Raw genomic sequence first — 12,981 nt, 5'->3', positions numbered from 1 at the left:
CCTATTTATGGGACGAGACGCATCTGGCTGGAACAGTCGCCGTAACTATGTATTGTTAGGGTGACGCTGTCGGTAAGATAGCTGTCTGGACAAGATCAGGTGTGTCGCCCCACGCCGAAAGGGTATCAAGGTACTAACGTGATTCTAGAAATCGTCATCCTCGCCATGATTGCAGCCTTCCTGGGGCTTAGGCTTTATTCCGTGCTCGGCCGGCGTGCAGAGCATGAAGAGGAATCGGTACCCCAGCGTTTCGATGCCGGCGACAAGCCTCAGGCACAGCCGCCGATCGCCGGTCAGCCCGCGCAACCCGCTCCGCAGCGCTCCATTGAACTCGAAGGCGTCATGCCTGCGGTCGAACGCGGCGTGCGCGAAATCGCCAGTGCCGACCGTTCGTTCGACATTGGCCAGTTCATGGACGGCGCGAAGGGCGCTTACGAGATGGTCCTCGAAGGGTTCTGGGAAGGCGACAAGGATACCCTGCGCGAACTGTGCGATGACGATGTCTATGCCGGTTTCTCCGCTGCGATCGACGCGCGCGAGGAGGCTGGGCACACGCTCGACAACAAGCTGATCCGTATCGAAGAGACGCGAATCCACTCGGCTTCGATGGACGGTCGCATGGCCCGCATCGCGGTGCTGTTCGTCGCCGACATCGCTGCGGTGACGCGCGACAAGGATGGTGTCGTGGTCGCTGGTTCGCTCGACGATGCAATCGAAAGCCGCGACGTGTGGACCTTCTCGCGCAATATCGGCTCGCGCGATCCCAACTGGGTTCTCGACGAAACCGACGAAGGCTGATCCTTCGTGTGGGGCGGGCGCGCGTCTGATGCCGGGGTGATCTGGCTCGGCGGGCCCGACACCAAAGCTCGCAGTTTCAAATCGGTCGGCGCAGGGCTTGGCACTGCGCTCACCGCGCTTGTCCTGCTCACCGCCTGCATCCGCCTCGTTCCTGAAAGCAATCCGCCGCGCCCCGTGGTGACAACGCCGCCGCCAGCCGCAGCCGCCGCCAGCGCCGCGCTCGCCGGAGTCGTGCGCGGGCCAAGCGTCGGCGCGCTTCGTCTAAACCGCGAGGATGCCGGGACTGCGCTTGCAAGCTACATCGAAAGCTGCCCGCAATTGCTCGCGCGCGAAGATCGCAGCGGTCTTGCCTATGGCGCAGACTGGCGCCCATCGTGCGAAGCCGCGGTGGGCTGGCCGGTCAGCGATGCGCCGCGCTTTTTCCAGCAGCACTTCGAAACCGCGCGTATCGGCGACGGCAGCGCGTTCGCGACCGGCTATTTCGAGCCGGAAATTCTCGGCAGCCGAACCCGCCGTCCCGGATATGACGTGCCCGTTTATGCGATGCCCGACGACCTGGTGCGCGCATGGCCCGCCGACACGCCCGCATCCGAGCGAGAGGGACGCGCGCCGCTTGGCCGCTATGACAGCGATGGTAATTTCGTGCCCTATTACGAACGGGCCGAGATTGAGGACGGCGCGCTCGAAGGCCGCGTTCCGGTAATCGGCTGGGCAGCGGACCCGGTCGAGTTCTTCTTCCTGCAAATTCAGGGCTCGGGCCGCCTGCGCTTGCCCGACGGCGAAGTCATTCGCATCGGTTATGCCGGACAGAACGGGCGCGGCTACACCGGCATTGGCGGCGTGATGCGCGAGCGCGGGCTGCTGGGTGACGGGCCGGGCCAATATCCCGGATCGATGCAAGGGATCATGGCCTATATCCGCGAAAATCCGCGTGAGGGCCGCGAGCTCATGCGCCTCAACAAGAGCTGGATTTTCTTCCGCGAGTTGCGCGGCGACGGGCCTCTCGGCGCTCTCGGCGTCCCTGTCCGGCGCGAGGCTTCGGTCGCAGCGGACCCCGCCTTCGTCCCGCTAGGCGCTCCGGTATGGCTCGACCTCGACCGTGACGTCGCGGACGGGCTCTGGATCGCGCAGGACACGGGCGGCGCAATCAAGGGCGCAAACCGCTTCGATACTTTCTGGGGTGCAGGCGCCGATGCGCGCGAAATCGCGGGCGGGATGAGCGCGCGCGGGTCCGCGCTCCTGCTGCTGCCCAAGGGCACTGTCGCACGCCTCAACGACCAGCAATGAGCATCCCGCGCGGCCTTTCGGAAGCGGAGCAGACCGCATGGGCGAGGCTTGCGCAAAGCGTGACACCGATGGCGGGCAAGCGCGTGCCGCCGCAACCTGCTTCCGACACGACGGCGACTAAGGCGGTCAAACCCGCCGCTCCAAAGCCGAAGCCTGTCAAAGCCCGGCCCGCTCCGACGACCCAAGCGCGGCGTCAGCCTGCTCCTGCACCTCCGCGCCGGATCAAGCCCGATCCGGGGCTCGATTCGCATTGGAACCGCAAGCTCAAGGCGGGCCAGATCGCGCCCGACTACACGCTCGATCTGCACGGGCACTCGCTTGATTCTGCCTATGGCCGGATCATGGACGGGATCGACCAGGCGCGTAGCATGGGAGCGCGGGTGGTGCTGGTGATCGCGGGGCGGGAACGGCCTGCTGACCCTGCTGACCGGGCGACCAAGCGCGGGGCGATCCGGGCCAAACTGCTCGACTGGCTTGCCGCAAGCCGTCATGCCGATGCCATCGCTGCGGTCCGGCGCGCCCATATCCGCCATGGAGGCGAGGGCGCGCTTTATCTGGTGCTTAAACGCCAGCGCTGAATGCGTCTCACCAGAACAGCATCACGTTCATCAGGCGGCCCGGAATGACGAAGCTGAAGATGCCGGGGATCATCAAAGCGCCAAGGAACAAGCTGACGATCTCCGCCTTGTGTGCCTTGATGTCGCCAGCGCGCGCGGTCTTCACGATCAGCCATGATGCGCGGTAGGTGAAAGGCACGAAGATGTGGATCCACGACAGCGCCATGCCGTCATGGATGAACAGGGTCGAGGTTGCCGTAGTCACCATCAATGCCACCCAAAGCTTGCCCAACTGCTTGTGCATCGGCGTGCCCTTGCGCGCCACCAGCAGGTAAAGGCCTAGCGGGACGCACGGAATGACGGTCGCGACATGGAACATGACCGCGATGTTTCCGAGATGCGGCAGGTCCGGCGTGAAACCGAGCAGCGCACGGGCGATGGCGAGAATGCAGATAGCGGTCATCAGCGTTCCCGACACAAGAACCAGAGCGCGTGTCACAGGGCCCAGGTCCATCGTGCCAGCAGGCTCGTTGTAACGCTTAAGGGCGGCGAAGGGGTTTGAAGTGATGGCGGCGGTCATGGCTGTTTCTCCGTTTCGGTAAGCTGTTGCAGCCAAACTGCCGCCTGCCCGTTCACCAGCAATCGCCCCTTCGCGGATCGGCGCACAGCTTCGTCAAATGGCGCGCAAAAGCCCCGGAAACCCGCCATTTGCCACTTTACGAAGCGCGAACGGGCAGGCATTTCTGGCTCATGGGAAACGCTTCAAGCGAACAGTCGATGGGCACGGGCATGGGCAAAGGCAGGCTGTTTCTGCGCAAGACCCTGTCCGACCTCGCGATCATGGCGGTGATCGGCGTTTTCCTTGCCGTGATCGGTCCCTTCGGTTCGATTGAGCAGCCGCTCGCGGTGCGGCTCATCTCATGGCTTGCCTTCGCCTTCGCCGGTTATGCGATCTATTCACCGATGGGCGTCTTCGTGGACCGCGCGCACGAGGCGCTCGACCTGCCGGTTGCGCCCCTGTGGTTCGTCGGAGTGCTGGTGGCGACGGTGCCGATGACCGCGCTCGTCTATATCGTGCAGTACATGCCCGACTGGCCAACGATGCCGCCGCTAGAGGAGGCGTTGACCACGTACTTCTATGTGTTCGTGATCGGCGGGGCGGTGACGCTGCTTTTCAACGTGCTCGGCGCGCGCGGCAATGATGCCCCGCCGGAACCCGAGGATCGGATCGAGGATGTCGTGGTCGACGGCAGCGCGGAGGTGCAGTCCGCTCAAAGCGAAGTCAGCCGGGCCGAAAACCCGCTGCTCGACCAGTTGCCCGCAGAACTCGGCAGCGACGTGATCGCGCTCGAGATGGAGGACCACTATGTTCGCGTCCACACGCCGCTCGGCTCTGAGCTAGTGCTGATGCGGCTGCGCGATGCAATGGTGCATGTCTCGCAGATCGAAGGGCGGCAGGTGCACCGCAGCTGGTGGGTCGCGCGCCTCGCAGTCGAAGACGTGAAGCGCGAGGGACGCAATGTGCGCCTGGTGCTCGAAAGCGGGATCGAAGCGCCCGTTGCCCGCGCGCAGGTCAGCGAATTGAAGGCCGCCGGCTGGATCTAGCTGCGCGCTGGCCTCAGCATCGGTGTCATCACCGGCGAAGAACCATGCTGGATCTCGCCAATGGCTTCGAAACCGTGGCGCTCATAAAGCGAGATGTTCCTCGGGTTCGAGGATTCCAGATAAGCGGGCATTGCGCTTTCATCGACCACCGCGAGCGCATGCTTCATCAGCGCCGCACCCAGCCCCTGTCCGGTTGCAAAGGGATCGGCTGCGATCATCGGCAGATACCAGCACGGTTCCGTGGGATGATAGTCCTCCATCTGCGCCATGAAGGTGCCGATTTCCTCCATCCGTTCAGGCGCGACGCTTTGCGCCGCGAGCATTTGCATGCGCTCGCCATCAGGCTCGACCTCGGGCGGGAGCCAGAGGGCCGCTGCACGCCCGCATTGGGTCTGGTAGACCGTCCCTTGCGCAAAGCCGTTTCCGCCAAAGGCATCGACGAATTGCGGCTGGATTTCGAGATAGGTCGCAGGATCGGGCCAAACCCAGCGCGCCACCGGATCGGTCGCAAAGCCGAGCGTGATGGTCTTGAGGACCGCATCGCGCCGATCCTCTCCCGCTGCGACGACTGATACTGGCTGCATTCGCTCCTCCCGTCCGCCACTCCCGTCTGGGCGTGTGCTGCGCCAGCAATAACGCCGCGCCCCCATACAAGAAAGGCCCCCGGTCTTCCTTTCCTTGAGGGAGGAAAGCCGGGGGCCTCTTGCGACCCTGACCAAGTGTGCAATCGCGGTCAGGGTGGGGGGCTCGTTGAACCGCTCGATCAGATGTCAAAGCGGCCTGCGTTCATGACCTTGGTCCATGCGGCGACGAAGTCGTGCACGAACTTCTCTTCCGCGCCGCTCTCGGCATAGACTTCGGCCTGGGCGCGAAGCTGCGAGTTGGAGCCGAAGATGAGGTCGGTGCGCGTGGCACGGTACTTCTCTTCGCCCGATGCGCGGTCGGAGCCGACATATTCCTCATCACCCGAACCATCGACCGGAGCCCACTTGGTGCCCATGTCGAGGAGGTTGGTGAAGAAGTCGGGGGTCAGCTGTCCGACGCGGTCGGTGAAGACGCCGTGCTTGCGGTTGCCGCTGTTCGCGCCGAGCACGCGCATCCCGCCGACCAGTACGGTCGTTTCGGGGATCGACAGGCCCAGAAGGTGCGCCTTGTCGATCAGCATGTCCTCGGTTTTCACATTGGCCTTGGTCTTGAGGTAGTTGCGGAAACCATCGGCGAACGGCTCTAGCGGCTCGAAGCTTTCGGCATCGGTATGCTCGTCGCCTGCATCGCCGCGGCCACCCGTGAATGGCACGCTGACGTCGAAGCCTGCATCCTTGGCAGCCTTCTCAACCGCTGCCGTCCCTGCAAGCACGATCGCGTCGGCCATGCTCATCGAACCGCGATGCTCGTCAATCTTTGCAAGCACTTTGGCCAGCTCATCGGGATCGTTCGCGGCCCAGCCGTTCTGCGGGGCAAGGCGCACGCGCGCTCCGTTCGATCCGCCGCGATGGTCGGACTTGCGATAGGTCGAGGCCGAGGCCCACGCCGCTTTCACCAGTTCGCTGACCGTCAGGCCCGATCCGAGGATCGCATCCTTGAAGGCCGAGACATCGGCGTCTGAAGGCGCGGTGCCAGCGGGAACAGGATCCTGCCAGATCAGGTCTTCTGCGGGGACTTCAGGACCCTGATAGCGGACCTTGGGGCCCATATCGCGGTGGCACAGTTTGAACCATGCACGGGCAAAGGCGTCGTCGAGCTGCTCGGGGTTCGCGTGGAAGCGCTCGGAAATCTTGCGATATTCCGGGTCCATCTTCAGCGCCATGTCAGCGGTGGTCATGATGGTTGGCACTTTCTTCGACGGATCGCGCGCATCGGGAGCCATGTCTTCCGGGTCAGGGTTGATCGGCGTCCACTGCTGCGCGCCAGCCGGGCTGTGCGTGAGTTCGAAGTCGTACTTGAATAGCAGGCGGAAATAGTCGTGGCTCCACGAGGTCGGGTTGTTCGACCACGAACCCTCGATCCCCGAGGTCGTGATGTGGCCTTTGCCGATCTCTTCGGCGTCATGCAGCCAGCCAAAGCCCTGATGCTCGAGATGCATGCCTTCGGGCGCTTCACCGAACGTGTCTGCGGGCTGAGCGCCGTGGGCCTTTCCGAATGCGTGGCCGCCTGCGGTGAGAGCGACGGTTTCCTCGTCGTTCATCGCCATGCGGGCGAAGGTTTCACGCATGTCGCGCGCGCTTTCGAGTGGGTCGGGATTGCCGCCCGGGCCTTCGGGATTGACGTAGATGAGGCCCATCTGGATCGCGGCGAGCGGGTTTTCGAGCGCCCTGCCTTCATCGGGGATGATGCGCGTTTCTGCGCCGGTATCGACCCATTTCTCTTCGGTGCCCCAATAGACCATTTCGGGCTCGAACACGTCGGCGCGGCCACCGCCGAAACCGAAGACCGGACCGCCCATGCTCTCGATCGCGACATTGCCCGCGAGGATGTAGAGGTCGGCCCAGCTGATGCCCTTGCCGTATTTCTGCTTGATCGGCCAAAGCAGGCGGCGGGCCTTATCGAGGTTGCCGTTGTCCGGCCAGCTGTTGAGCGGGGCAAAACGCTGCTGGCCCGAGCCTGCACCGCCGCGACCGTCGCCGGTTCGGTAGGTGCCTGCCGCGTGCCAGGCCATGCGGATGAAGAACGGGCCGTAGTGACCATAATCAGCCGGCCACCAATCCTGGCTGTCGGTCATCAGCGCGGTCAGATCATCCTTGAGCGCCTGATAGTCGATCGCATTGAAGGCGCTCGCATAGTCGAAGTCCTCGCCATAGGGGTTGGCGGACTTGCCTTCTTCGGTCAGCAGGTCGAGCTGAGTTGTCTCGGGCCACCAGTCCATATTGGTCCGGCCCAGCAGCGTGCGGGTTCCGCCATCGCCGTGGAACGGGCAGCCACTCATTTCACCAGTCTTCGCGTCCATGAAATCTCTCCTCTCACGTGGTCCCCTGTTTGGGACTCGGAATATCCGATTGGGATGACAGGAGGATGATGGAGGGGCTTTGATCAGTCCAATCGATTAAAGTGCGAAGATTGATTGGATTTTGCGATTGCAGCCTTGGTTGGTCTTCGACCGGATAGGCGACAAGGTAGCAAGCTTGAGCTGGATCGACACCAAAGGTGTCGCAAGGGCGACCGCCCGCCCGCAGCGGGGCCGCAGCGCAGCGGAGGGCGTCTAGCGAGGACGCTCGCCCGGATGGGCGAGCGCAAAGCCAATTACGCAGCCTGTGCGATTTCGTCGACCGGCTCGTTGCGGATGAGGTAGTCGAATGCGCCGAGGCCTGCGGTTGCGCCGGTGCCCATCGCGACGACGATCTGCTTGTCCTTCACCGTGGTCGCATCGCCTGCGGCATAGATGCCGGGCAGGTTGGTTGCGCCGTGGTCGTCGACAATGATCTCGCCGAATTTCGACAATTCGAGGCCGGTGTCGGCAAGCCATTCGGTGTTGGGCACAAGGCCGATCTGGACGAACACGCCTTCGAGATCGATCCGGCGCTCATCGCCGCTCTCGCGGTCCTTGAGCACGAGGCCGTTCACCCTTGCGCCGTCGCCGGTGATCTCGGTCGTCTGGCCGCTGGTGATGATCTCGACATTGTCCATGCTGCGCAGCTTTCGCTGGAGCACTTCGTCAGCGCGCAGCTTTGCGTCGAATTCGATCAGCGTCACGTGGCCGACGATCTTGGCGAGGTCGATGGCTGCTTCGACACCCGAGTTGCCGCCGCCGATCACCGCGATGCGCTTGCCCTTGAACAGCGGGCCGTCACAGTGCGGGCAGTAGGCAACGCCCTTGTTGCGGTATTCGGCTTCACCCGGAACGCCGAGATTGCGCCAGCGCGCGCCGGTTGAGAGGATGAGCGAGCGCGACTTCAGCACCGCGCCATTCGCCAGTGTCACTTCATGCATGCCGCCAGCTTCCTTGGCCGGACGAAGCTCGGTTGCGCGGGCGAGGTCCATCATGTCGATTTCGTTCTCCGCGACCTGCTTCTTCAGGTCGTCGGAAAGCTTGGGGCCTTCGGTGTAGGATGTGCCTGGCAGGTTCTCGATGCCGAGCGTGTCCTGCAACTGGCCGCCAAAGCGTTCTGCCGCGATGCCGGTGCGGAAACCCTTGCGCGCGGTGTAGATCGCCGAAGCCGCACCTGCGGGCCCGCCACCGATAACGAGCACTTCAAACGGGTCCTTGGCCGAAAGCTTCTCGGCTGCCTTCTCGTCGGCGCCGCTGTCGAGCTTGGAGAGGATCTCTGCGAGCTCCATCTTGCCGTTGTAGAAGCTCTCACCGTTGAGGAAGGTCGCAGGAACCGCGAGCACGCCGCGTTCTTCGACTTCGTCCTGAAAGGTTCCGCCTTCGATGAGCGTCGCTGTGATGTGCGTGTTCTCAAGCGCCATCAGCGTCAGAGCCTGCACCACGTCGGGGCAGTTGTGGCATGAGAGCGAGAAGAACATCTCGAACTCATAATCGCCTTCGAGCGCGCGGACCTGTTCGATCAGGTCGGCGTCGACTTTCGGCGGGTGACCGCCAGCCCAAAGCAGCGCGAGCACCAGCGAGGTAAATTCATGGCCCATCGGAAGGCCTGCAAAGCGTACCCACTTGTTCGCATCCGAGGCACGGCGGATGATGAAGCTTGGCTTCCTTTCATGCGTGCCGTCGAACGAAGCGGTGACCATCTCGTGCAACTCGGCAATCTCGGTCAGCAATTCGCGGGTCTGCGCGGACTTCTCGCCATCGTCCAATGATGCGACGAGTTCGATCGGCTCGCGAAGATTGGCGAGATATTGCTTGAGCTGGATTTGCATGTTTGCGTCGAGCATGGGCGTACACCTTTGCCTGAGAAAACGTGGGGCTCCGGCGCGAGGCGCGCCGAATGCGAAAATGTGAGAAAAAAAGCCCGGAGCCTGACTTTGGGGGGGGAGGGGGAGGGTCAGGCCCCGGGCTTCAAACGACCCGGTATAAGGCCGGGTAAAGGTGGGCGGCGCGGCGAGAGAGGGAGGGGAGAGGAGCCGCGCGCGCCCTATCTGTGTTATCTAAACTCAGATCTTGCCAACTAGATCCAGAGAAGGTGCAAGAGTTTCGCTTCCTTCTTCCCATGCGGCCGGGCAAACCTGTCCGGGATTGTCGCGAACATACTGAGCAGCCTTGATCTTGCGGGTCAGTTCGTTGGCATTGCGGCCGACGCCTTCGCAGGTGATTTCCATGATCTGAATCACGCCGTCGGGGTCGACAACGAAGGTTGCACGATCGGCAAGGCCGACGCCTTCACGCAGCACGCCGAAGTTGTTCGAAAGGACATGCATCTGGTCGCCGAGGAACGGGAACTTGAGCTTGCCGATCTTCTCCGAGGTGTCGTGCCATGCCTTGTGGCTGAAGTGCGTGTCGGTCGAAACCGCGAACACTTCGACGCCCATCGACTGGAGCATTTCGTACTTTTCGCCGAGGTCTTCGAGCTCGGTCGGGCAGACGAAGGTCCAGTCAGCAGGATAGAAGAAGAAAACCGACCACTTGCCTTCGAGATCCTTCTCCGAAACTTCATAGAAGTCTTCGCCAGCCTTGAAGGCCGTTGCGGTGAAAGGTTTGATGGTCGAACCAATGATACCCATGGGTGTGTTTCCTCGTTGAGTTGGAAGTTAAATGAAGAGGTCGGAAATTTGTTCCCGGCTCAAATAGGGATTGATGCGCTGCACAAAAATTGATTGTTGCGATTGCGAAGATCGGGATTTTCAATCACGAATTCGGGAACCATCGAAACACACGATAAAAGCGTGCTACACCCTTCCCCGTACAGGCATAGGCTAGGGGAGAGAGACGATGGCAACTCCGGAAGAAATGGCTGCGAGCATGATTGCCAACATGCCGGAAAAGACCGGCAAGCCGCTTGAAGAGTGGCTCGGCATCGTGGCGAAATCAGGTCTCGACAAGCACGGCAAGATCGTAGCCATGCTTAAAAGCGATCACGCGATGACGCATGGTTTTGCCAACCTCGTCGCAGCCAAGGCGCTTGCCAGCGATGAAGAGGTCGACCTCGTCGCCTCGCAATATTCGGGCGCAAAGGCAGATCTGAAGCCGATCCACGATGCGATCATGGACTTTGCCAAAGGCCTTGGCAGCGATGTCGAGGTCGCGCCCAAAAAGGCCAGCGTGTCGCTGCGCCGCAAGAAGCAATTTGCGCTGATCACCCCTGCGACCAAGACACGCGTCGATCTTGGGCTCGCTCTCAAGGGCGACGAACCTGCCGGGCGGCTGGAAAAAGGCGATGCGATGTGCAGCCACCGCGTCAGGCTTACCAGCGCGGGCGAGTTCGACGACGAGGTGAAGGGCTGGATGAAGGAAGCCTACACCCGCGCAGGCTGATCTATTCGGACTTGCGCGCGTAGGTGGCATCGGGCGCGAGCACTTCGATGCTGTCGCGGTCATATTGCGCAAGCACCTCTTCCCAACCCCATCGCGGTTGCCAGCCAAGCTCGCGCTGCGCAGCGCTCGCATCGTAAACGCGGTCGATGGTGCGAGGCAGCGTCCAGCCCCGGCGATCAAATGCTTCGGCAAGAGCAGGGGCGCGCTGGCGGATCACCTCGGGCGCATTGCTGGCAAGGCTTTGGCAATCCTCTTTGGCGAAAGGCGTCGCACCGGACAGGATGAAGCGTTCAAAGGCGGCGCCCTCGTGAGACAGCGCGAGCGCATGGCCGGTCCCGACATCGCGCGCATCGACCCCGCGATGCAGACGGTACAGCGCCATTGCGGGGGCAGGCTCGGGGAAACAGCGCGACATCCGCATCACCCGCACCGGCATGGCCGGGGTGGCGGATTCCTCAAGAAGCTTCTCCGCTGCAAACTTGGTGCGGTGGTAGATGCTTTTGGGTTGCGGCTCGGTTGTTTCGTCCACCCACGTGCATTCTCTCGGCGCGATGGCGTGGCCGTAAAGCGCCGTCGTGCTGGTATAGATGAAACGCTTTACGCCGCTTGCCGCTGCCATATCGAAGAGGGTGCGCGTGCCCTCGACGTTAATGCGCTCGAACTCGGCCTCGCTCCACACACCGACATGCGGAGCGTGCGGCCCGGCAGTGTGGATCACCGCATCTGCCCCTTCGAGCGCGGGTGCGATCACGTCGGGGTCGGCGCAATCGCCGATGATATGCGTGGTCGAAAAGACGTTGCGGTCGATCCCGACCACCTCGTGCTCGCGGGCCAGTGCACCGAAGATCGCGCGGCCGATGCGGCCTGATGATCCGGTGAGGACGATCTTCATAGCGCAGTCACCCCACTTCAGTGCGCATAGTAACGCTCGAACAGGTCGGGAAGCGTCTTGGCGGTGCGCGCGATAATGTCGGAGGCGGATTGCGAGCGGCCAAGCACCGATTGGCCGCGCACCAGCGCCATTACCGCTCCCGCGAGTGCTTGCGGGTCGGCGTCATCGGTCAGCGCGCCTTGTTCCTTCCAGCGCTCAAACGCGGCAACCAGCGCGCTGTATTGCACGCCGATGAGCGCGCTCATCTTTTCACCGATTGCAGTGTCAGCGCGGTTGGCAAGTTCCTGCTGCCCTCCGGCGACGAAGCATCCTGCCGGCTGACCTGCGTCCTCAAGCACGGCAAGTTGCGCTGCGAAGAAGTCGCTCAAGGCCGCGCGCGGGTCATCGTTATCGAGCGCGGCAAGGAGGCGGCGCGACACCACCAGATCGTAGCGGTCGGCGGCGAGTTCGAACATCGCGTCCTTGTTCCCGAATGCGTTGTAGAGGCTCTGCCGCTTGAGCCCGGTCGCCGCTTCAAGCGTCTGGATCGAAGTCGCCTCATATCCATGCTCCCAGAAGGCCCGCATGATGCTGTCGATGACCTCACCTTTGTCAAAACTCGCTGAGCGCACTTTTTTGACCTTTCGTTCAAATTAGTTCTTGACTGCTCGTTCAAGGATACCTAGCTGAACTTTACCAATCAGTCAAGAAAAGGAGTTAGGACAATGTCAGATACACACACAAACGCCCGCCTCGCCGGGAAGAAAGCCGTTATCACTGGCGGCACCACCGGTCTCGGCCTCGCTTCGGCCAAGCGCTATCTTGAGGAAGGGGCCGAAGTCATCATCACCGGTCGCAAGCAGAAAGGGATCGACGCAGCGCTCGCCGAATTGGGCGCGGGCGCGCACGGCTTCGTCGCCGATTCCACCTCGATCAGCGATCTTCAGGCGCTCGCTGATTTCGCCAAGGACACGTTCGGCGAAGTCGATATCCTCTTCGCCAACGCCGGAAACGGCATGTTCGCACCGATCGACCAGGTCGACGAAGAGCTCTACGCCCGCCAGTTCGACCTCAACGTGAAGGGCGCCTTCTTCACGGTGCAGGCCTTCCTCCCGGTCCTGTCGGGCAACAGCTCTGTCATTATCACCAGCTCGGCCGTCCACGCCAAGGGTGCGCCCGGCGGCACGCTCTATTTCGCCAGCAAGGCCGCGGTTCGCAGCTTCGCTCGCACGATGGCAGCAGAGCTTGGCGGGCGCGGTGTCCGGGTCAACACGCTGTCACCCGGCATCGTGCCGACCAATTTCTTCGAGAACTCGAACGCCCCGACTGAGCTATATCACGACTTCGAAGCCATGGCCGGGCAGGGCGCGCCGCTTGGCCGCGCGGGCAAGCCTGTCGAGATTGCAGAAGTGGCGGTCTTCCTGGCCTCAGACGAAGCCAGCTTTGTCACCGCAGCCGACTATGTTGCCGATGGTGGCTGGATGAACGTCTGATCCGCC

13 protein-coding genes are annotated in these 12,981 nt (G+C 62.5%); 6 read left to right on the top strand and 7 right to left on the bottom strand.

What is annotated here, in order from left to right:
* Nucleotides 1–138: 138 nt before the first annotated feature.
* Genes NAP1_RS10840 through NAP1_RS10830 form a run of 3 tightly spaced genes read left to right on the top strand, consistent with a single transcriptional unit; the run spans nucleotide 139 to nucleotide 2,663 of the window.
* Entirely contained in the window at nucleotides 139–798 is a 660-nt protein-coding gene (locus NAP1_RS10840; RefSeq protein ID WP_007165335.1) for a Tim44/TimA family putative adaptor protein, read from the top strand.
* Nucleotides 799–804: 6 nt separating this feature from the next.
* A complete protein-coding gene (locus NAP1_RS10835; protein WP_371170151.1) occupies nucleotides 805–2,085 on the top strand; it encodes a murein transglycosylase A in 1,281 nt (426 codons plus the stop codon).
* Nucleotides 2,082–2,663 carry a Smr/MutS family protein gene (locus tag NAP1_RS10830; protein WP_007165333.1) on the top strand — a complete coding sequence of 194 codons (582 nt, stop codon included), beginning with the start codon at nucleotides 2,082–2,084 and terminating at the stop codon, nucleotides 2,661–2,663. The genes NAP1_RS10835 and NAP1_RS10830 overlap by 4 nt, the downstream gene beginning before the upstream one ends.
* Before the next feature lie 7 nt (nucleotides 2,664–2,670).
* On the opposite strand, the gene NAP1_RS10825 is transcribed toward NAP1_RS10830, so the two are convergent.
* Nucleotides 2,671–3,222, bottom strand: a complete 552-nt coding sequence (locus NAP1_RS10825) for a DUF2306 domain-containing protein (protein WP_007165332.1) — start codon at nucleotides 3,220–3,222, stop codon at nucleotides 2,671–2,673.
* A 170-nt stretch (nucleotides 3,223–3,392) separates the two neighbouring features.
* Between NAP1_RS10825 and NAP1_RS10820 the strand changes: the two genes are divergently transcribed.
* A complete protein-coding gene (locus tag NAP1_RS10820) occupies nucleotides 3,393–4,247 on the top strand; it encodes a LytTR family DNA-binding domain-containing protein (protein WP_007165330.1) in 855 nt (284 codons plus the stop codon).
* Here NAP1_RS10820 and NAP1_RS10815 read toward each other — a convergent pair.
* The 4 genes from NAP1_RS10815 to ahpC all read right to left on the bottom strand — a co-directional run bounded on the left by NAP1_RS10815 (nucleotide 4,244) and on the right by ahpC (nucleotide 9,860).
* Complete coding sequence (locus tag NAP1_RS10815; RefSeq protein ID WP_007165329.1) at nucleotides 4,244–4,831, bottom strand: N-acetyltransferase; 588 nt, start codon at nucleotides 4,829–4,831, stop codon at nucleotides 4,244–4,246. The genes NAP1_RS10820 and NAP1_RS10815 overlap by 4 nt on opposite strands.
* 179 nt (nucleotides 4,832–5,010) lie before the next feature.
* A complete protein-coding gene (gene katG / locus NAP1_RS10810; RefSeq protein WP_007165328.1) occupies nucleotides 5,011–7,191 on the bottom strand; it encodes a catalase/peroxidase HPI in 2,181 nt (726 codons plus the stop codon).
* A gap of 293 nt (nucleotides 7,192–7,484) precedes the next feature.
* Entirely contained in the window at nucleotides 7,485–9,074 is a 1,590-nt protein-coding gene (gene ahpF, locus NAP1_RS10805) for an alkyl hydroperoxide reductase subunit F (RefSeq protein WP_007165327.1), read from the bottom strand.
* A 219-nt stretch (nucleotides 9,075–9,293) separates the two neighbouring features.
* Nucleotides 9,294–9,860: an alkyl hydroperoxide reductase subunit C gene (gene ahpC / locus NAP1_RS10800; RefSeq protein ID WP_007165326.1), complete on the bottom strand. Its 567-nt coding sequence runs from the start codon at nucleotides 9,858–9,860 to the stop codon at nucleotides 9,294–9,296.
* A 208-nt stretch (nucleotides 9,861–10,068) separates the two neighbouring features.
* Here ahpC and NAP1_RS10795 point away from each other — a divergent pair, with 208 nt between their 5' ends.
* Nucleotides 10,069–10,611: a DUF4287 domain-containing protein gene (locus tag NAP1_RS10795; protein ID WP_007165324.1), complete on the top strand. Its 543-nt coding sequence runs from the start codon at nucleotides 10,069–10,071 to the stop codon at nucleotides 10,609–10,611.
* Nucleotide 10,612: 1 nt separating this feature from the next.
* On the opposite strand, the gene NAP1_RS10790 is transcribed toward NAP1_RS10795, so the two are convergent.
* Together NAP1_RS10790 and NAP1_RS16000 are read right to left on the bottom strand one after the other, a co-directional pair.
* Nucleotides 10,613–11,503: an NAD(P)-dependent oxidoreductase gene (locus NAP1_RS10790; protein ID WP_007165323.1), complete on the bottom strand. Its 891-nt coding sequence runs from the start codon at nucleotides 11,501–11,503 to the stop codon at nucleotides 10,613–10,615.
* A 17-nt stretch (nucleotides 11,504–11,520) separates the two neighbouring features.
* The gene (locus NAP1_RS16000; RefSeq protein ID WP_007165322.1) at nucleotides 11,521–12,114 is read right to left on the bottom strand and encodes a TetR/AcrR family transcriptional regulator; all 594 of its coding nucleotides are present in this window, start codon (nucleotides 12,112–12,114) and stop codon (nucleotides 11,521–11,523) included.
* Between the two features lie 93 nt (nucleotides 12,115–12,207).
* Here NAP1_RS16000 and NAP1_RS10780 point away from each other — a divergent pair, with 93 nt between their 5' ends.
* Nucleotides 12,208–12,975, top strand: coding sequence for an SDR family oxidoreductase (locus NAP1_RS10780; protein ID WP_007165321.1), 768 nt, complete (start codon nucleotides 12,208–12,210; stop codon nucleotides 12,973–12,975).
* The last annotated feature ends 6 nt before the right edge of the window (nucleotides 12,976–12,981 follow it).

It is taken from the genome of Erythrobacter sp. NAP1 (assembly GCF_000152865.1).
Classification (GTDB): domain Bacteria; phylum Pseudomonadota; class Alphaproteobacteria; order Sphingomonadales; family Sphingomonadaceae; genus Erythrobacter.
Note: the sequence above shows the minus strand (reverse complement) of the source record. Positions and strands in the feature narration are given on the sequence as shown.